This is a genomic window from Nocardioides sp. NPDC127514, from assembly GCF_040302125.1.
Lineage (GTDB): Bacteria > Actinomycetota > Actinomycetes > Propionibacteriales > Nocardioidaceae > Nocardioides.
Genome location: NZ_JBEORF010000003.1, coordinates 140933 through 160182, shown reverse-complemented (window position 1 = coordinate 160182; position 19250 = coordinate 140933). Strand labels below are relative to the sequence as shown.

Genomic DNA, 19250 nt, shown 5'->3' with positions numbered 1-19250 from the left:
GGACCCTACGCCAGGTGACGCGCGCTTTCGGTGAGGATTCGCAGGACGGTGCGAGCCCATCGCCCGTCGGCGCCGGCGAGGCCGCACGCGGGCGTCAGCACGATGTCGTGGGCAGCGTCCAGCCCGAGCATGTCGAGCCACCGCTCCACGGTCTCGGTGACCGACTTGTCGGTGGGCGCGGGGCCTGCCGGAGCGATCGCGGGGACCACGCCGAGAGCGACCGTGTCGCCCGCCTCCAGGGCCGTGGCCAGGTGGTCGTGATCGGCGGCGGTGAGCTGGGTCAGGTCGACGCTGATCCCCTTCGCGCCGGCCTTGCGGAGCAGGTCCAGCGGGGTCCCGGGTGCGCAGGAGTGCACCCACGGGATGGCGCCCTCCTCGGCGATCGCGCCGAGCACCCACTCCAGCGCCTGGGAGGCCTCGGGGAAGTCGATGCTGCGGTGCTTACCGAACCCGGAGGCGGTCGGCACCTGGGCGTTGAGCACAGCGCTCAGCGCCGGCTCGTCGACCTGGACGACCAGCGTGTCCGCGCCCGGGAGGCGGCGGCGTACGTCACGGATGTGGGTGCGTACGCCGTCGGCCAGCGCCTGCGCCAGGTCACGCCGGGCACCGTGGTCGGCGAGCAGCTTGTCACCGCGCGGCCGCTCGACGGTGGCGGCAAGGGTCCAGGGTCCGGCGACCTGGATCTTGAACGCGCCGCCGCCGGAGGTGAGCGGAGAGTCCTGGACCAGCTCCTCGATGACGTCGAGGTCCTGGGCGAGCAGGCTGCGGGCGCGCCGGTGATCGACCCCGGCGGAGCCGGAGGTGCCGGTCAGGCGCCAGCCCGCGGGCTGCAGGTCGGCGTCGAGACCCTCGAGGACCGCCAGCGCCCGGCCGGTCATGTTCGCGATCGCGCCACGCGCGGGCAGCTCGGGAAGGTGCGGCAGGTCGGTGAGCTCGCCGAGCACGACGCGGCAGGCCTCTGCGTAGTCCTCACCAGGCAGCGACCCGACTCCGGTAGCCCTCACGCGAGAGCCACCCGGCGGGTGTTGGAGATGGTGACCGAGCCGACGACGCGGGTGCCGTCGTAGATGACCGCGGCCTGTCCCGGCGCGATGCCGTAGGCGGGGTCGAGCAGCTCGATCTCGGCTCCCTCGGGGACCACGGTCACCCGGGCCCGGTGCTCGTCGCCGTGTGCGCGCAGCTGGACGGTGCCCTCGAGGACGCCCTCGGGTGCGCGTCCGGCCCACCGCGGCCGGATCCCGGAGAGGCCGTCGACGGCGAGGTGCTCCCGGGGCCCAACCGTGACGGTGCCGGAGACCGGCTCGATGTCGAGCACGAACCGTGGCTTCCCGTCGGGCGCGGGCTTGCCGAGGCGGAGACCCTTGCGCTGCCCGATCGTGTAGGCGTACGTCCCCTGGTGCTCGCCCAGGACCTCACCGGTCTCGTCGACGATGGGCCCGGACTCGTTGGGGGCCCGGTCGCCCAGCTTCTCGCGCAGCCAGCCGGCGTTGTCGCCGTCGGCGACGAAGCAGATGTCATGGGAGTCCGGCTTGTCGGCGACGAGCAGGCCACGGCGAGCAGCCTCCTCGCGCACCAGCGGCTTCGGAGTGTCGCCGAGCGGGAACAGCGAGTGCTCGAGCTGGGCCTGGTCGAGCACGCCGAGCACGTAGGACTGGTCCTTGCCGGCGTCGACGGCGCGGTGCAGCTCGACGAGCCCGTCGTCACCCGTCCGCAGCGTCGCGTAGTGGCCCGTCGCGACCGCGTCGAAGCCGAGCGCGAGCGCCCGGTCCAGCACGGCGGCGAACTTGATCTTCTCGTTGCAGCGGAGGCACGGGTTGGGGGTGCGCCCCTCGGCGTACTCCGACATGAAGTCCTCGACCACGTCCTCGTGGAAACGGTCGGAGAGGTCCCAGACGTAGAACGGGATCCCGATCACGTCCGCGGCACGGCGGGCGTCGTTGGAGTCCTCGATCGTGCAGCACCCACGGGCGCCGGTGCGGTAGGACGCCGGGTTGCGCGAGAGTGCCAGGTGGACGCCGGTGACGTCGTGGCCGGCCTCCTTCGCGCGGGCGGCGGCGACGGCGGAGTCCACTCCCCCGGACATGGCGGCAACGACTCTCATCGCTGCAACCCCGCAGCCCGGCCGCGCTCGACCGCAGGCCCGATGGCCGCGACCAGCCGGTCCACGTCCTCGGCCGTCGTGGTGTGGCCGAGCGAGAAGCGCAGCGAGGAGCGCGCCTGCTCGTCCGACTGGCCCATGGCCAGGAGCACGTGCGAGGCCTGAGGTACGCCGGCCGAGCAGGCCGCACCGGTCGAGCACTCGACCCCGGCGGCGTCGAGCAGCATCAACAGCGAGTCGCCCTCGCACCCGGGGAACGCGATCTGGGCATTGTTGGGCAGCCTGTGGCGGCCCAGCGGCGCGAGGGCCGGGCCGTTGAGGTGGGAGTCCGGAACGACCGCCAGCACCTGCTCGACCAGCTGGTCACGCAGGGCGCCGACCCTGGTCGCGTACGCCTCCTGCTCCTTGACCGCGAGCTCGACGGCGGCCGCGAAGCCGACGATGGCCGCGGTGGCGTGGGTGCCGCTGCGTACGTCTCGCTCCTGGCCGCCCCCGTGGACCAGCGCGGTCAGCTCGAGCTCACGGCGCACGACGAGCGCCCCGGCGCCCACCGGGCCACCGAGCTTGTGGCCGGTCAGGGAGAGCGCGTCGACGCCGCTGGTCGCGAAGTCGACCGGCACCGCGCCGACCGCCTGGACGGCGTCGGAGTGGACCGGGATGCCGTACTCGGCGGCGATCGCGGCGATCTCGGCCACGGGCTGCAGCGTGCCGACCTCGTTGTTGGCCCACATCACCGAGATGAGCGCCACCGACGCGGGATCGCGCTCGATGGCCTCCTGCATCGCGGCGAGGTCGATGCGGCCGGTCGCGTCGCACGGGATGAGCTCGACCTGAGCTCCCTCGGTCGACTCCAGCCAGTGCAGCGGGTCGAGAACGGCGTGGTGCTCCACGGTGGAGGCCAGGATGCGGGTGCGGGCCGGGTCCTGGCCGCGGCGGGCCCAGTAGGCCCCCTTGAGCGCGAGGTTGTCCGCCTCGGTGCCACCGGAGGTGAAGACGACCTCACCCGGCCGGGACCCGAGCGCCGCCGCGATCCGTTCTCGGGACTCCTCCAGCACCCGGCGGGCACGGCGGCCCGATGCGTGCAGCGAGCTCGCGTTGCCGACCAGCGCCAGCTCCGCGGTCATCGCCTCGATCGCCGCCGAGGCCATGGGCGTGGTGGCGGCGTGGTCCAGATAGACGGTCCGGGGGTTCATCGTCTACCAAGGGTACGGCGCAGCGGGTGTGCTCCACGAACCGCCGTCGACGGTCCGGGCGAGCTGCCGCGCTACCTGACGTTCACCTCGGATCTCTAGGTTCGTGCCATGTCCCAGGGATTCCGCGAATACATCGACAACCTGATCACCGAGGGTCACACGATCGGCGAGGATCACGATGACGACCCCGTACTCCTGGACCCGGCCGGCAAGGCCGTCGACACCTGGCGCGAGAACTATCCCTACACCGAGCGGATCGCCCGCGAGGTCTACGACGAGCAGAAGTACCTCCTCCAGGTCGAGCTGCTGAAGTTCCAGCGCTGGAACGACCGCGTCGGCGGCAAGCACGTGCTGATCTTCGAGGGCCGGGACGCGGCCGGCAAGGGTGGCACGATCAAGCGCTTCATGGAGCACCTCAATCCCCGCTACGCCCGCACCGTCGCGCTGTCCAAGCCGTCGGACCGGGAGTCGCAGCAGTGGTTCTTCCAGCGGTACGTCCAGCACCTGCCCACCGCCGGCGAGATGGTCCTCTTCGACCGCTCCTGGTACAACCGCGCCGGCGTCGAGCGGGTCATGGGCTTCGCCTCCGACGACCAGTACGAGCAGTTCATGCACCAGGTGCCGCTCTTCGAGCAGATGCTCGTCGACTCCGGCATCACGCTCACGAAATTCTGGTTCTCAGTGGGACGGTCGGAGCAGCGGACCCGCTTCATCATCCGCCAGATCGACCCGGTGCGGCAGTGGAAGCTCTCCCCGATCGACGTGCAGTCGCTGGACAAGTGGGACTCCTACACGGCTGCCAAAGAGGAGATGTTCCGCCGCACCGACACCGACTGGGCGCCCTGGACCACGATCCGCTCCAACGACAAGAAGCGCGCCCGCCTCAATGCGATGCGCTACTTCCTCGCCCACCACGACTACGACGAGAAGGACCCCGAGGTCGTCGGCACCCCCGACCCCCTCATCGTCCAGCGAGGCATCGACGCCGTCGGCGACTGACCGATCAGCCCGGTCACCGGATGCTCCGCACGTGTGCTTCGATGCCGTCCTCGAGCGAGCCGGCGTCGTCTTCCGCCAACGGAAGAACCGACTCGTACGCCGCGACGAACGCTCCGCGCACGTCGGCCGGTGTCGGGCGCCAGTGGTGATAGCGCGTCCCGAGCAGGACGGCGGCCTGAGCGAGGTCGTCCACCCGGCGGCGGTACGTCGTCTCCTCCAGGTCGAGGACCGCCGTGATCTTGCCGCCTGACCAGATGATGTTCGCCGACCTGAAGTCGTTGCCGACCAGCTGGGTGCCGAGTGCCGCCGGTTCGTCGGTGGGGATCCGCTCCGGGTAGTCGGCCATCGCGGCATGCATCCTCGCGAGCATCTCGCCCGCAGCCCGGACCTGAACGGGATCGGTGGCGTCCAACAGCTCCCCATCGATCACCCGCTGAAGCCCGAGCGAGAACCCGTCGACCTCCACCTGGACCCTGCCGTCCCGAGCCACCTGCGGCATCGACACAGGTATCCCACGCTCGCCCAGCCACACCGTGAGCCGCGCGATCGCCGCCAAGCGCGCGAACACGCGTGGGCGCATCGACCACTTGGCGATCATCCGAGAGTCGTCGACGGAGATCCACGCCAGACAGTTGGCATCGCTGATCACCAGCCGCTCACACCCGGTCACCCTCAGCCCCCAGTGCTCAGCCAGTACGCCGGTCACCCAGTCCGTCGCCTCGGCCGCGGAGGCGAAACCGAACCGCTCGATGAGCGCGGCACCTGGGTCGGCCGACTCCCAGAGCATGCTGATCCTCGGCAATTCTTCGGCTTCGGTCATGGGTTGAAGTCAAGCAGGTGGGGTCTGGCCGTTATGAGGTGTCGCGTGGTGCTCGATCTCGAATGGCTGATGGCCGCCGACCCGTTACGGATGGTGTTCTCGACGGCTCCCGGAGTCAAGGACGGCCTGCGGCCGCCGGCTTCGCCGGTCGCTTCGCGGTCCTTGACACCGGGATTCGCCGAGAATTTTGGCTGGCTATCGGGTCGGCGGCGGGGTATGGCGCGGATTCCCTGGGTTGCGTACGTGCTTGGGGACCGGCGTTGGTGAGTCCTCGAGGCTGGAGGCCTCCTCGGGCTTTTACAAGACGATGACACCTTGTGAACGCTTCACAAGGTGTCCCGGAGTACGGGGGCGACGGCCACGGCAGAGTGGACGCTGCTGCCTCAGGTGGCTACCGGCCATGCCGTTTCAGGCGGTCGCCTGACGGATGGGCATGGGCAGGGTCATCAGGTGGCGATTGATGCGCCGTGCACTGGGAGCGCCGCCGACTGCAGCGCCGTCCGGATCAGCCCTGCCCGGCGCGGAGCATCGGCAGGTTGGCCACCCGGCAAGAGTGGCACGACAGGACGGTATGAGGACACAGTTCAGCGAGCGGCCCATCGTGGGATCGGATGAGTACGGGCACGGCGGCGCTGGCCGGCCCGGGGATCAGCTGGTTCGGGTGCGCCGAGTGAACCGGATCCGCCCATCCGGAAGCCGCTCATAGGTGTAGTCGGGATCGTGGATCCGGCGATGATCGCTCCCACACAACAAGACCATGTTCGCCAGATTCGTGAGGCCGCCCTCGGACCACGGTTTCAAGTGATGCGCTTCGGTCCACGCGGCGGGTGCGTCGCAGTCCTCGGCCTGACAACACTTGTCGCGTAACCGGAGGGCCTTGTGTTGGACCGGATGCGCCAACCTCGCGGTCCGGCCGAAGTCGAGGATCTCGGAGTCGGTGCCCAACACCACCGGAACAATGTCGGCGTTGCAGGCCATCCGACGAGCCTCGGCGGCGGTGATCTGGTCCCCGTCGAAGCCCAGGGCTGCGGTGCCGAGGTCCTTGCGGAGGTCCTCGAGGCTCATGGTGATGAACACCGTGGTGCCGTGGCCACCGTGCCTGGGGAGCTGGTCGACGTCGTAGGTCTCGACCACCCGAGCGAACGCCTGGCCGAGCAGCCGGTCGTAGGGCGCTTTGCGGCCCTTGTCCTCGGCGGAGAGCTTCCTGGGCTGAGCCAGCGAGTCCAACACCGTGCGGAGCCGTACCCCGATCGCACGCGAGACCCGGGCGTGGAGGTCGATGGTGCCGTCGCCGTTGTCGCGGGAGGAGAAGAAGGTACGGCGTTGGGCGTGCTCTTCTTCCCGCTGCAGCGCCTTGGCTTCGGCGGCCTCGAATCGTTCCGGGTCGATCTCGGCCAGGATCCGGCGTCCGACGATCTTCAACTCGTTCGCGGTCAGCCGGGTCGCGTGATCGACCAGCAGTTTCTCGGCCAGGATCAGGTCCTCGACGCTGGCGGCGGGATCGGTCTCGATGGCGTGGAGGGCTTGGGTGATCACTCGGGCTTTGTCCTGAGATACGACACCTTCGGCGAGGCCGGTGGCGACGAGGGCGTACTTGCTCACCGCGGCCGCGAGTTTCACCTGGGAGCGAGCCACGCCCTTGTCGACGAGGAGTTCGGTCCGCATCCATCCGGAGGCGTCTTTGGCACCGGTCTCCTCGGCGATATCGCCAGCAGACGCCAGCACCCGCAGCTTCAACGCGGCTTGCTGGGCCTGGAGCTTCTCCAGCCGCTCCAGCAGGTCCTTCTTCTGCCTGGTCCGCCAGTAGGCCGGGTCGGTGGCCAGCAACTCTTGGAGGGCGGTCTCGATGGCGGCCAGGGCAGCGTCGATCGCATCCCCAGGGTTGGTGCCCCAGGGGTCGATCGAGCGGCCGAGACTCATCGTTCCATCCCTTCAAACGGGTGTTGTGATGGGTCTGATTCTACGCTTCCAACACCTGCTTGACCATCTATTTTCCCTGATCAACCGCCGTTTTCGCGGTGAGCGAACGACCTCGGATCTGTGGATGATAAGTGGCCCGAAGGGCCACCCTCCACCCCATCAACCTCACCCGTCCGATGCAAGATTCCGCTGCGCCACACCCGGGCCGCCGCCCCGATAGCCAGCCAAATCTTTTCTCGATCTGGTCCGGAGTCCAGGACCGCCGAAGGCGGCCGGCGAAGCCGGCGCCCGAAGGGCGTCCTTGACGCCTGTCCAGATCGAGAAGACCCTCCAAGAACGGGTCGGCGGCCCACCCCAGCCCCAAATCACAGCACTAGGACAAACCAGAACCACCCACGTACACCCAAAAAGAACCTGACCAGCCCCAAACCCAGCTACCGTCCAAGAACATGAAACCCCTGGGCGACGTCCCCTGGCCCCCAGCCCCGATCCACACCGAGCGCCTGATCCTCCGACACACCAAACCCGAGGACAGACCAGGACTGGTAGAGCTCCTCTCGGACGAGACCGTGCAGGCGTACCTCGGCGGCCCGCAGCACACCCGAGAAGAGCTGGAAGAGCTGATCCCGGAGGATCCGAACACCAGGCCCGGAATCTTCGCCGTCGAGCACGAGGGCGAGTTCATCGGCAGGATCACGATCCAGCGCCGCGATCGGGCGTGGGCGCACCACGTACGCGAGGAGGGCGACGAGGTCGAGCTCGGCTATGAGTTTCTTAGGACATCGTGGGGCGCGGGGATCGCGACAGAGGCGACCAGAGCCGCGCTCGGCTGGATCGAGAAGACGCTCCCGGGCGAGCCGGTCGTCCTCACCACCCAGGTCGCCAACGAGCGCTCCCTGCGCCTGGCCCGCAGGCTGGGGTTCGTCGAGGTGGAGCGGTTCCTGGGCTTCGGTGCCGAGCAGTGGTTCGGGGTGCTCAAGAGCAGCTAGCCCGGCGGAGCCTCACTCCTCGGGAGTTCCGAGGTAGGCGACCAGCGCCAGGTGGTCGGAGCCTGGCACCTCGACCGTCTCCGTCGCCAGCGCGACCAGGTCATCCCCGATCAGCACGTGGTCGATCGCGGTCGACGGCGGAAGAGGTACGCCGGCGAACCCCTCGGTCGGCCAGGTGGGCTGCCATCCGGCGTTGCTGGCCCGGGCCGCGTCCTGCAGGTCTGCGTCGTCGAGCAGCCGGCGGACCGTGTGGTGGTCGAGCGAGGCGTTCAGGTCGCCCAGGACGAGGTCGGGCTTCTCCGCGGCCGTCTCCTCGATCATCAGCTCCTGCTCGGCCGGCCAGGATGCGAGCGTGGGCGGCGCCGGATGCGCGACGACGACCCGCCGCTCCCCCACGTCGGCGACCCACGACCCCATCTCCGTCGCGATCCGGCGCGACTTGGTGATCGGCTGGTCGGCGAAGATCATCGTGCCCGCGGTGCCGGGGGCGGCCTCGCCGATCCAGTAGGGCAGCTGGACGCGCAGCGTCCTCGACAGCTTCGCGAACGCCTCCGGGGTGATCTCCTGGATGGCGAGCACGTTGACCTTGTGCGCACGCACCGTCTCGACCACGACGTCGGTGTCGCCCTTGCCTTCGAGAAGGTTGGTGGTCATCACGGTCAGCGGCTCACCGGCGCTGGTCGCGCGGGACCCCGCATAGAGCGGCGCCTGCCAGGCCACGTGCACCGCCAACAGCAGCGCGACGACCCCGGCGACGACCGCCAGCCGGATCCGGCCGGGGCCGCTGGCCAGCCAGACCAGAACCAGGACCGCGACCAGGCACAGCGCGTACATCCCGACGCCGAAGGGCGCGAACGCGGCCAGACGCACCGCCCGCAGATCCGTGCTCGCCAGTGCCCGGGAGAACGTGATCGCCAGCACCGGCAGGCCACAGAGGACGAGCACGCCCCACGCCAGCGCCAACGGCACCCACCGGGCCCGGCTCATAGGACGACCAGGTCGTCGCGGTGGATGACCTCCCGAGCGTACGCAGCCCCGAGGTTGGCCTCGAGATAGCCGGAGGAACGCCCGGCCAGCCGCGGGATCTCGTCGGCGTCGTAGTTCACCAGGCCGCGCGCGACGGCCACGCCCGACGGGTCGACGACGTCGACCGGGTCACCGGCGTGGAACGCGCCGGAGGAGCCGGTGACCCCGGCGGCGAGCAACGAGGCTCCGCGGCGACTGATCGCGGCGACCGCCCCGGCGTCGACGGTGATCGAGCCGACCGGCTCGGTGGCGTGCTGAAGCCACAGCAGCCGCGCCGGGCGCCGCTTCCCGACGGCATGGAACAGGGTGCCGACCGGCTCGCCCGCGAGCGCGGCCTCTGCCTGAGCGGCCGAGGTCAGCACGACCGGGACACCGTCGTCGACAGCGATCCGGGCGGCCTCCAGCTTGGTCACCATCCCCCCGGTGCCGACTCCGGCGGCGCCGGCCTTGCCGATGGTCACGCCATCGAGATCGGCCAGCGAGGCGACCTCGTCGATCCGCTGCGAGCCGGGCTGGGACGGCGGCGCGTCGTAGAGCGCGTCGACGTCGCTGAGCAACACCAGCAGGTCAGCCTTCACCAGGTGGGCCACCAGCGCCGCGAGCCGGTCGTTGTCGCCGAACCGGATCTCGGAGGTGGCCACGGTGTCGTTCTCGTTGACGATCGGGAGCACACCCAGGTCGAGCAGCTTCGACAGCGTCGCGTCGGCATTGCGATAGTGGGCCCGCCGGTTCAGGTCATCGACAGTGAGCAGCACCTGACCTGCGATGATGCCGTGCCGGGCGAGCTCGTCGGTGTAGCGGTGAACGAGCAGCCCCTGCCCCACGCTCGCCGCCGCCTGCTGCTTGGCCAGCGCCCGCGGACGCTTGGCCAGCCCCAACGGCGACAGCCCGGCCGCGATCGCACCCGAGGAGACCAGCACGACCTCCGCCCCGGTGGCACGGGTCTTGGCGAGTACGTCGACCAGCGCGCTGACGCGGGCCGGGTCGATGCCTCCCGCAGCCGTGGTCAGCGACGACGAGCCGACCTTGACCACCACCCGGCGTGCCCCGGTCACGACCTCGCGCTGCACCGATCCCCCTCGTACGTCAGCCTTCACACTTCGCTGCGCCGGATCCTACCGGCGCTCGCGCCGGTGGAAGCGCACGTTTCCGCTGGTCGAGCGCGCGCTACCGCTCCGAATCCGCCGACGGGTCGTTCTCGGCCCAGTCGCGGTCCGGGTCGTCCTCGCCACCGATCTCGTACGCCACCGGGCCGGCGCCGTCGCGCAGCCGGCGGGCGACGTCGGCGCGCGCTTCGTACTCTTCCTTGGTCTCCATCCCGGCGTCGATCTCGCGCCGGCGGGCGGCAGCGGGGCGCTCCTCGTAGAAGCGCTGGTCCTCGCCGCGGCGGCCGAGCATCTCGGCACCGGTCTCGATCGAGGGGCGGAAGTCGAAGACGACCGCGTTGGCCGGGTCGCCGATGATGACGGTGTCGCCCTCCTGGGCCCCGAGCTCGACCAGGCGCATCTCGACGCCGAGCCGGTTGAGGCGGTCGGCGAGGTAGCCCACGGCCTCCTCGTTCTCGAAGTCGGTCTGGCGCACCCAGCGCTCGGGCTGCGGGCCACGGACGAGGTATTCGCCGTTCTTCGACACCTTGACCGTGAAGCCGTTCTTGCCCTCGGCGCCCTCGGGCCGCAGCACGATCCGCGTCGGCGGAACCACCGGGACGTCCTTGCGGGAGGCGGCCACCAGCTCGGCCATCGCGTAGATCAGCTGCTGGGTGCCCTCACCGGAGGCCGCGGAGATCTCGAAGACCTTCATCCCGCGCTTCTCGAACTCGCCGATGGTCATCTCGGCGATCTCACGGCCGTCGGGGACGTCGACCTTGTTCAACGCGACCAGCCGGGGCCGGTCCTCGAGGCCGCCGTGGCGGGAGAGCTCGTTCTCGATGACGTCGAGATCGTCGATCGGGTTACGGCCCGGCTCGATGCTCGCGGTGTCGATGACGTGGACGAGCGCGGCACAGCGCTCGATGTGGCGCAGGAACTCGTGGCCGAGGCCGCGACCGTCGGCGGCACCCTCGATCAGGCCCGGTACGTCGGCGACGGTGAAGGTGATCTCGCCGCCCTTCACGACACCGAGGTTGGGCACCAGGGTCGTGAACGGGTAGTCGGCGATCTTCGGCCGGGCGCGCGAGATCGCCGCGATCAGCGACGACTTGCCGGCGCTCGGGAACCCGACGAGGCCGATGTCGGCGACGACCTTGAGCTCCAGCCCGATCTCTCGCGCCTCGCCCGGCTCGCCGAGGAGCGCGAAGCCGGGAGCCTTGCGCTTGGAGGAGGCCAGTGCCGCGTTGCCGAGCCCGCCACGGCCGCCCTCGGCGATGACCAGCTCGGAGCCCGGACCCACCAGGTCGGCCAGGACGTTGCCGTTCATGTCGGTCACCACGGTGCCGTCGGGGACCGGAAGCACCATGTCCTCGCCGTGGGCGCCGTTCTTGTGGTCACCCGCGCCCTGGCCGCCATTGGGGGCCTTGCGCTTGGGACTGTGGTGGTAGTCGATCAGGGTGGTCACGTCGGGGTCGACGCGGAGGATGATCGATCCGCCCGGGCCGCCGTTGCCGCCGTCGGGACCGCCGAGCGGCTTGAACTTCTCGCGGTGAACCGACGCCACCCCGTGTCCGCCGCGACCGGCCTCGACGTGGAGGGTGACGCGGTCGACGAAGGTGGGTACAGCCATGGCTCCAGCCTACCGACGGCACGCCCCACAGTCGCTATCCGCGATCGTCCAGCCCGCAGGCCTGCCGAGTCACTAAGTTTGAGCCCATGCGAGTAGGAACTGTGATGTGGCCGATCGAGGACTGGCCGGCGATGGGCGAGCGTTGGGTCCAGGCCGAGCAGCTCGGGTTCGAGACGGCGTGGGTCTATGACCACCTGGCCTGGCGCGGGCACAGCCCGTGGGAGGAGGCGTTCACGTCGATGGCGGCCGCGGCCGCGCTCACCTCCACGATCCGGCTGGGCACACTGGTGACCACCCCGAACTTCCGTACGCCGATCCCGACCGCCGCCGCGATCCGCAGCCTCGACCGGATCTCCGGTGGGCGCGTGACGATCGGCATCGGTGCTGGCGGTGACGACCACACCTCCGACGGAGACGTGCTCGGACGGGAGTTCACGCCTCGCGAGCGCGCCGACCGGTTCGCGGAGTGGACCCGCACCGTCGACCAGCTCCTGCGCGAATCACCGGTGACGATCGACGGCGAGCACTGGCAGACCCACGAGGTGACCGTCTCCCCCGGTCAGGTGCAGCAGCCCCGCACCCCGCTGTGGCTGGCCGGCAACGGCCCACGCGGGCTCCGGCTCGCGGCCGAGGTCGGCGACGGGTGGATCGCCAATCCGCAGAGCGACGACCCGAAGGCGTACGTCACCCAGCGGCTCGACATGCTCCGTACGGCCTGTGAGAAGGCGGGCCGAGACTACGACGCGATGCCGAAGCTCTTCATGTCCGGCTTCACCGACGAGCCCTGGACCGAGTCGGCCGACGCGTTCGAGGACCTCGCCGGCTCCTACGCCGAGATCGGGATCACCGACATCGCCCTCCACTGGCCGCGTGCCGGGACCCGCTGGGAGGTCCCGTGGGACACCTTCGAGGCGATCGCACAGCGCGCGACGGAGCTCTGAGACGTCCAAAAACCCGAAAGGGCGCTCCCCCAGCGGGGAGCGCCCTTTCGAAGAAGTGCTATCGACTCAGGCGTCAGCCGGAACGATGTTGATCACGCGGCGGCCGCGGCGCTTGCCGAACTCGACCGCGCCCGGCTGCAGGGCGAACAGGGTGTCGTCGCCGCCACGGCCGACGTTGGTGCCGGGGTGGAAGTGGGTGCCACGCTGGCGGACGATGATCTCGCCGGCGCTGACGACCTGGCCGCCGAAGCGCTTCACGCCGAGGCGCTGTGCGTTGGAGTCGCGACCGTTCTTGGTGCTTGCCGCACCCTTCTTGTGTGCCATCTTCTCAGTCCTTTAAGTGTCTCTAGAACGCCGGAATCAGGCGTTGATCGCGGTGACCTTGACCTGGGTGTACTTCTGACGGTGACCCTGGCGCTTCTTGTAGCCGGTCTTGTTCTTGTACTTCTGGATGATGATCTTCGGGCCCTTGGAGGCACCGACGATCTCAGCAGCAACCGAAGCCTTGTCGAGGCCGGTCGAGGTCACGTTCTCGCCGTCGACCAGGAGGACCACGGGCAGCGAGACGGCCGAGCCGTTCTCACCGTCGAGGCGGTCGATCTCGATGACGTCGCCGACAACGACCTTCTGCTGCTTGCTGCCAGCCTTCACGATCGCGTACACCGCGGTCTCCTTCATTGCTCCGAACTCAAAGTCTTGTGTCGACCCGCGGCAAGGCAGACCGGACCCCGAAGCGATAGGTGCCAGCAGATGCCTGCAGGAACGGCGCACTGCGCACGCCGAGATTCAATCTTACGTACGCGACGAGGTAGCCGCAAAACGCCGCGGCACCGTCCACCCCACACCGTCGTCATGGGTGCCTGCGACATGGTGCCTCAGAGAGCCCCGATCGCACCAACCGGGCGCCCGGTTCGGCCCCAACCCCTACGAACCGGGCACGATTCCGGGCATGATGGCGCCCATGACGTCGACCGAACCGTCGCTCGCGAACCAGGCCCGGCAGGAGGAGATCCTGGCGCGCGCACGTACGACCGGCCGGGTGTCGGTGACCGATCTCGCGCCCGATCTCGGGGTGAGCGTCGAGACGATCCGGCGCGACCTCAAGGTGCTCGCCGACCGCGGTGTCGTGGAGCGAGTCTACGGTGGCGCGGTCGCCCTGGAGAGCGGCAGCTTCGAGACCTCGCTCGAGTTCCGTGCGGGCCGCGACGTCGACGAGAAGCACCGGATCGCCCGGGCCGCCCTCCAGCACCGGCACGGCGCAGAGACGATCTACATCGACGAGGGCACGATGCCGCAGTTCCTCGCCGAGGAGCTTCTCGGCCAGGGACCCGCGACGATCATCACCCCCTCGCTCCCGGTGGCCACCCGTCTCTCCGCCGATCCGGACCTCACCGTGATCATCCTGGGCGGCCGGGTCCGCACCATCACCCGAGGCGTCGTGGACCAGTGGGCGACCCGGATGCTCGCCGATCTGGTGATCGACCTGGCCTACATCGGCGCCAACGGGATCTCCCGCGAACAGGGTCTGACCACCCAGGACCCCTCCGTCGCCGCGGTCAAGCGCACCGCCATCGAACGCTCCAGGCGGCGGATCTTCTTCGGCGCCCACACCAAGTTCGGGGCCTCCAGCCTGTGCCGTTTCGCCGGCGTACGCGACTTCGAGCTGCTCATCACCGGCACCGAGCTGCCGGCGTCCGAGGCCCGCCGTTTCTCGGCACTCGGACCCCGGGTCATCCGGGCCTGAGATCGGGCGGCAACCGGGCGCTTCGGGCGCAGCGACCGGGCTAGGGGGTCCGGCGAGAATTACGCCATCGTGGTCCGTGACGACAGTCACACTGCGAGGAGGCAGATCGATGCGGGTACGGAGACGGACCTCCGCAGCGCTGACAGCGCTATCACTGTGCACGGTTTTGTTGACGGCATGCGGCACCGGCGGCCTGGGCGCCGGCGGGACGAGCGCGGGCGAGCACAGCATCACGGTGCTGATGGTCAACAACCCCCAGATGCTCGAGCTCCAGGAGCTCACCGCGGAGCACTTCACGAAGGAGACCGGGATCGAGGTGAACTTCGTGGTCAAGGTCGAGCAGGACATGCGCGACACCGCGAGCACAGAGTTCGCCAATCAGTCCGGGATCTATGACGTGGCGACGCTGTCCAACTTCGAGATCCCCTACTACGCCGAGGCCGGCTGGATCTCGGACATGGAGAGCATCGCGAACGACCCCGAGTTCGACCAGGACGACATCCTGCCGCCGATGACCGAGGCACTCTCGGCCAACGGCAAGGTATACGGCCAGCCGTTCTACGGCGAGTCCTCGTTCCTGATGTACCGCAAGGACCTGTTCGAGAAGCACGGCATCGAGATGCCGCCGAACCCGACCTGGGAGCAGGTCGCCGGCTTCGCCGCCCAGATCGACGAGGCCGAGGCCGACATGCGCGGCATCTGCCTGCGTGGCCTGGCCGGCTGGGGCGACAACCTCGCCTCGATCACGACGGTGGTCAACACCATGGGCGGCACCTGGTTCGACGAGGACTGGAACGCCCAGGTCAACAAGGGCGGCTTCAAGAAGGCGGCCAACTTCTACGTCGACCTGGTCCGCGAGCACGGCGAGGCCGGTGCCGCGACCTTCAGCTTCCCGCAGTGCCTCAACGCCATGCAGCAGGGCAAGGTCGCGATGTGGTACGACGCCACCTCCGGTGCCGGGTCGCTGGAGGCCGAGGAGTCGCCGGTCAAAGGCAAGGTCGGCTACGTCGCCGCCCCGCACGACCAGACCGAGAACGCCGGCTGGCTCTACACCTGGGCATGGGCGATCCAGAAGGCGTCGCGGCACCAGGAGGACGCCAAGGAGTTCGTCGCCTGGGCCTCCAGCAAGGAGTACGAGCAGCTGGTGATGGCCGACACCGTGAACGACACCGGCGGTCCGACCAACGTTCCCGCGGGCAAGCGGGCCTCGACCTATGAGGACCCCGAGTACCTCGAGGTGGCCGGCTCCTTCGCGACCCCAACCATGAACGCGATCAAGAACGCCCAGGCCGACAACCCCGGCGTCCAGAAGCGGCCCTACAACGGCATCCAGTTCGTCGGGGTTCCGAGCTTCACCGACTTCGGCACCGAGTGCGCCAAGCAGCTCAGCAGCGCCATCTCGGGCTCGAAGACCACCGACGCGGCACTCGACCGCTGTCAGTCGCTCGCCCAGGCGTACGGCGACGTCCAGAAGGAGAAGCAGTGATGGCCACCGTGACCGCACCACTCCCCGAAACGACCGAGCCGACGGCGACCCGGCCGCCCGCGGCGTACCGGAAATGGGGGCGGGAGTCGTGGAAGCTGCGCGCGCCGCTGCTGCCCGCGCTGGTCTTCCTGATCGTGGTGACGCAGCTGCCGTTCGTGGCGACGCTGGTGATGTCGTTCATGAACTGGAGCGCCCAGCCCGACGCCCCGGAGCGCAGCTTCGCCGGTTTCGACAACTTCAAGACCGTGTTCACGACGCCGGCCTACCGTACGGCCGTCCTGAACACGATCGAGATGACCGTGGTCGTCGTCGGGGTCAGCGCCGTGCTCGCCCTCGGGATCGCGCTGCTGCTCAACCACGCCTTCATCGGCCGCGGTCTGGTCCGCACGATGATGATCGCGCCGTTCCTGATCGTGCCGATCGCGGCCGCGGTCTTCTGGGGCAACGGCATCCTGATGACCGGGTTCGGCCTGGTCGACGGTGTGCTCGGTCAGCTCGGGGTGCCCGGTGCCCAGGACATCGCGTTCCTCACCGACCATCCGAAGCTCGCCATCGAGATCGAGCTGATCTGGCAGTGGACGCCGTTCATGATGCTGATCCTGCTCGCCGGCCTGCAGTCGCAGGATCCTGAGGTCCTGGAGGCGGCGAGCATCGACGGCTGCAACGGATGGCAGACGTTCGTGCACATGACGCTCCCCCACGTACGCCGCTATCTCGAGCTCTCGATCGTGCTCGGCACGATCTTCATCGTCCAGAACTTCGACTCGGTCCTGGGTATGACCGGTGGGCTGAACTCCACCAACATCCCGTACGCCGTCTACGAGACGTTCTACTCGGCCAAGGACTACGGGGTCGCCTCCGCGCTGGGCGTCGTCGTGGTCATCGGCTCACTGATCATCGCGACCTTCGCGCTCCGCGTCGTGTCGTCCCTGCTGACCGACGAGGAGGCAAGCCGATGAACGCATGGAACCGGCAACGGGTGGCGAAGATCGTCATCCCGATCGCAGCGTGGCTGGTCGGCATCATCTTCGTGATCCCGATCCTCTACATGGTCCTGACCTCGCTGCACGCACCGCAGGACGCCCAGACGTACCCGCCGAGCTGGGGTGCCCCGCTGACCCTGGACAACTACACCGGCCTGTTCACCTCGGCGAACCCGATCACTCCGGCGCTGATCAACTCCGTCATCACCAGCGTGATCTCGACGCTGCTGGTGCTCGCCCTGGCCATCCCGGCGGCGTACGCCCTGGCGATCAAGCCGGTGAAGAAGTGGTCGGACGCGATGTTCTTCTTCCTGTCGACGAAGATGCTGCCGATGGTCGCGGGGATCCTGCCGATCTACCTGTTCACGACCCAGGTCATCAAGATGCCCGACAACGTGATCATTCTGATCCTGCTCTACACCGCGATGAACCTGCCGATCGCGGTCTGGATGATGCGCTCGTTCCTGGCCGAGGTGCCGCCCGCGATCATCGAGGCCGCCTCGATCGACGGCGCTTCGACGTTCCGGATCCTGACCCGGATCGTGGCGCCGATCTCGATGCCGGGGGTCGCGGCCACGTCGCTGATCTGCTTCATCTTCGCCTGGAACGAGCAGCTCTACGCCAAGGTGCTGACGTCGGTCGCCGCGCAGACAGGCCCGGTCTTCGTGAACACGCTGATCCAGACCGAGCACGCCTACCTCGCCGAGCTGGCCGCCGGAGCGACGCTGATCTCGCTGCCCGTGCTCATCGCCGGGTTCGCAGCTCAGGACAAGCTGGTGCAGGGCCTCTCCCTCGGGGCGGTCAAATGACTCACGCTCGACTCACGTCGGCTCGGCTCGGCGAGCTGTCTGCGGCCGTCGCCGTCCCCGCCTACGACCGCTCCGCCGTCACCCCCGGGATCGTGCATCTCGGGGTCGGTGGCTTCCACCGCGCCCACCAGGCGCGCTACGTCGACGACCTGCTCGCCTCGGGCGTCCGCGACTGGGGCATCGTCGGGGTGGGGCTGATGCCCCAGGACGTACGCATGCGGAATGCTCTCGCCGCGCAGGACCATCTCTACACGCTCGTCGAGCGGGCGCCGGACGGCGGCGTGCGGGGCCGGGTGATCGGCTCGATCATCGACTACCTCTTCGCCCCCGACTCCCCCGCGGACGTGTTGGACCTGCTCACCGACCCGCGGATCCGGATCGTGTCACTGACCATCACCGAGGGCGGCTATCACGTCAACCAGGCGACCGGCGGCTTCGACGCCTCCGACCCCGCCATCCAGGCGGACCTGGAGCCCGGGGCAGTGCCGTCGACGGCGTTCGGCTACGTCGTGGAGGCACTGGCGCGCCGTCGGGCCAAGGGGATCGCGCCGTTCACGGTGATGTCGTGCGACAACATCGCCGGCAACGGAGAGGTCGCCCGCGGGATGCTGTCCGCGTTCGCTTCCCTGCGCGACCCGGAGCTCGGCGACTGGATCGGGTCCGAGGTGGCCTTCCCGAGCTCGATGGTGGACCGGATCACCCCGGCCACGACCGACGCCGACGTCGAGGAGGTCGGCTGGCGGTTCGGGATCGGGGACGCCTGGCCGGTGGTCAGCGAGCCGTTCTCCCAGTGGGTGCTCGAGGACCACTTCCCGCAGGGACGGCCGCCGTTCGAACAGGCCGGGGTCGAGATGGTGCCCGATGTGGAGCCGTACGAGCTGATGAAGCTGCGGCTCCTCAACGCCAGCCACCAGGCGCTGTGCTACCTCGGCTACCTCTCCGGCTACCGCTACGTCCACGAGGTCTGCACGGACCCGCTGTTCGTCGACTTCCTGCTCGGCTACATGGCACACGAGGGCACCCCGACCCTGCCGCAGGTACCGGGGGTGGACCTGCCGGGCTACCAGCAGGAGCTGATCTCCCGCTTCGCCAACCCCTACATCCGCGACACCCTGGCGCGGCTCTGCGCGGAGAGCTCCGACCGGATCCCCAAATGGCTCGTGCCGGTCATCACCGCTCAGCTGGTTCGTGGCGGCTCGGTGCGTCGATCGGCGCTCGTCGTCGCCTCCTGGGCCCGGTACGCCGAGGGCGTCGACGAGCAGGGCGCGCCGATCGACATCGTCGACCGGCGCCGGGCCGATGTGACGGCCCGTGCGATCGCGCAGCGCGAGGACCCGCTCGCCTTCCTCCGCGACCCCGATCTCTTCGGCGACCTCGTCGACTCCCCTGAGTTCACCGAGCCGTACGCCGAGGCGCTGGCATCGTTGCACGCGGTCGGGGCACGGAAGACCCTCGAGATCTGGGAGGACTGAGAAGACAGCACGACGCCCCGGTGTCCGCGAGAGCGGGCACCGGGGCGTCGTG

The 19250-nt window shown here is 69.2% G+C and carries 18 protein-coding genes; 8 read left to right on the top strand and 10 right to left on the bottom strand.

All coding sequences use genetic code 11. From position 1 onward, the window contains the following. Positions 1-5 precede the first annotated feature (5 nt). The 3 genes from ABTX24_RS03520 to ABTX24_RS03510 are packed head-to-tail and all read right to left on the bottom strand — an operon-like array spanning position 6 to position 3291. Positions 6-1004: a uroporphyrinogen decarboxylase/cobalamine-independent methonine synthase family protein gene (locus tag ABTX24_RS03520; protein ID WP_350837452.1), complete on the bottom strand. Its 999-nt coding sequence runs from the start codon at positions 1002-1004 to the stop codon at positions 6-8. Beyond that, the gene (gene mnmA / locus ABTX24_RS03515; protein ID WP_160024627.1) at positions 1001-2101 is read right to left on the bottom strand and encodes a tRNA 2-thiouridine(34) synthase MnmA; all 1101 of its coding nucleotides are present in this window, start codon (positions 2099-2101) and stop codon (positions 1001-1003) included. Before mnmA ends, ABTX24_RS03520 begins: the two co-directional genes overlap by 4 nt. Further along, entirely contained in the window at positions 2098-3291 is a 1194-nt protein-coding gene (locus ABTX24_RS03510; RefSeq protein WP_350837450.1) for a cysteine desulfurase family protein, read from the bottom strand. Before ABTX24_RS03510 ends, mnmA begins: the two co-directional genes overlap by 4 nt. Before the next feature lie 108 nt (positions 3292-3399). On the opposite strand from ABTX24_RS03510, the gene ppk2 reads away from it, so the two are divergent. After that, a complete protein-coding gene (gene ppk2 / locus ABTX24_RS03505; RefSeq protein ID WP_160024629.1) occupies positions 3400-4290 on the top strand; it encodes a polyphosphate kinase 2 in 891 nt (296 codons plus the stop codon). Between the two features lie 13 nt (positions 4291-4303). On the opposite strand, the gene ABTX24_RS03500 is transcribed toward ppk2, so the two are convergent. Then, the gene (locus ABTX24_RS03500; RefSeq protein ID WP_350837448.1) at positions 4304-5110 is read right to left on the bottom strand and encodes a phosphotransferase enzyme family protein; all 807 of its coding nucleotides are present in this window, start codon (positions 5108-5110) and stop codon (positions 4304-4306) included. Positions 5111-5758: 648 nt separating this feature from the next. Then, positions 5759-7030, bottom strand: coding sequence for an HNH endonuclease signature motif containing protein (locus ABTX24_RS03495; RefSeq protein ID WP_350837446.1), 1272 nt, complete (start codon positions 7028-7030; stop codon positions 5759-5761). A 449-nt stretch (positions 7031-7479) separates the two neighbouring features. Between ABTX24_RS03495 and ABTX24_RS03490 the strand changes: the two genes are divergently transcribed. After that, on the top strand, positions 7480-8019 hold the full coding sequence (locus ABTX24_RS03490; RefSeq protein ID WP_350837444.1) for a GNAT family N-acetyltransferase: 540 nt from the start codon (positions 7480-7482) through the stop codon (positions 8017-8019). Positions 8020-8031: 12 nt separating this feature from the next. On the opposite strand, the gene ABTX24_RS03485 is transcribed toward ABTX24_RS03490, so the two are convergent. The 3 genes from ABTX24_RS03485 to obgE form a co-directional block, all read right to left on the bottom strand. After that, positions 8032-9006 carry an endonuclease/exonuclease/phosphatase family protein gene (locus ABTX24_RS03485; RefSeq protein WP_350837442.1) on the bottom strand — a complete coding sequence of 325 codons (975 nt, stop codon included), beginning with the start codon at positions 9004-9006 and terminating at the stop codon, positions 8032-8034. Next, positions 9003-10115, bottom strand: coding sequence for a glutamate 5-kinase (proB, locus tag ABTX24_RS03480; protein ID WP_201451076.1), 1113 nt, complete (start codon positions 10113-10115; stop codon positions 9003-9005). Before proB ends, ABTX24_RS03485 begins: the two co-directional genes overlap by 4 nt. A 97-nt stretch (positions 10116-10212) precedes the next feature. Further along, positions 10213-11763, bottom strand: a complete 1551-nt coding sequence (gene obgE, locus ABTX24_RS03475) for a GTPase ObgE (RefSeq protein ID WP_160024634.1) — start codon at positions 11761-11763, stop codon at positions 10213-10215. A gap of 86 nt (positions 11764-11849) precedes the next feature. Here obgE and ABTX24_RS03470 point away from each other — a divergent pair, with 86 nt between their 5' ends. Continuing rightward, on the top strand, positions 11850-12704 hold the full coding sequence (locus ABTX24_RS03470) for an LLM class flavin-dependent oxidoreductase (RefSeq protein ID WP_350837440.1): 855 nt from the start codon (positions 11850-11852) through the stop codon (positions 12702-12704). Positions 12705-12770: 66 nt separating this feature from the next. Here the strand turns inward: ABTX24_RS03470 and rpmA are convergent, their stop codons facing one another. After that, positions 12771-13028 (bottom strand): 50S ribosomal protein L27, encoded by a 258-nt coding sequence (gene rpmA / locus ABTX24_RS03465; protein ID WP_141803598.1) that lies wholly within the window; start codon positions 13026-13028, stop codon positions 12771-12773. Between the two features lie 36 nt (positions 13029-13064). Further along, the gene (rplU, locus tag ABTX24_RS03460) at positions 13065-13367 is read right to left on the bottom strand and encodes a 50S ribosomal protein L21 (protein ID WP_160024636.1); all 303 of its coding nucleotides are present in this window, start codon (positions 13365-13367) and stop codon (positions 13065-13067) included. 298 nt (positions 13368-13665) lie between these two features. On the opposite strand from rplU, the gene ABTX24_RS03455 reads away from it, so the two are divergent. The 5 genes from ABTX24_RS03455 (at position 13666) to ABTX24_RS03435 (ending at position 19198) form a co-directional block, all read left to right on the top strand. Further along, on the top strand, positions 13666-14448 hold the full coding sequence (locus ABTX24_RS03455) for a DeoR/GlpR family DNA-binding transcription regulator (RefSeq protein ID WP_350716332.1): 783 nt from the start codon (positions 13666-13668) through the stop codon (positions 14446-14448). Between the two features lie 166 nt (positions 14449-14614). Next, a complete protein-coding gene (locus tag ABTX24_RS03450; RefSeq protein ID WP_350837438.1) occupies positions 14615-15934 on the top strand; it encodes an ABC transporter substrate-binding protein in 1320 nt (439 codons plus the stop codon). Further along, positions 15934-16893, top strand: coding sequence for a carbohydrate ABC transporter permease (locus ABTX24_RS03445; protein ID WP_350837436.1), 960 nt, complete (start codon positions 15934-15936; stop codon positions 16891-16893). The genes ABTX24_RS03450 and ABTX24_RS03445 overlap by 1 nt, the downstream gene beginning before the upstream one ends. Beyond that, the gene (locus tag ABTX24_RS03440) at positions 16890-17726 is read left to right on the top strand and encodes a carbohydrate ABC transporter permease (protein ID WP_160024640.1); all 837 of its coding nucleotides are present in this window, start codon (positions 16890-16892) and stop codon (positions 17724-17726) included. The genes ABTX24_RS03445 and ABTX24_RS03440 overlap by 4 nt, the downstream gene beginning before the upstream one ends. Then, on the top strand, positions 17723-19198 hold the full coding sequence (locus tag ABTX24_RS03435; RefSeq protein WP_350837434.1) for a mannitol dehydrogenase family protein: 1476 nt from the start codon (positions 17723-17725) through the stop codon (positions 19196-19198). Before ABTX24_RS03440 ends, ABTX24_RS03435 begins: the two co-directional genes overlap by 4 nt. The last annotated feature ends 52 nt before the right edge of the window (positions 19199-19250 follow it).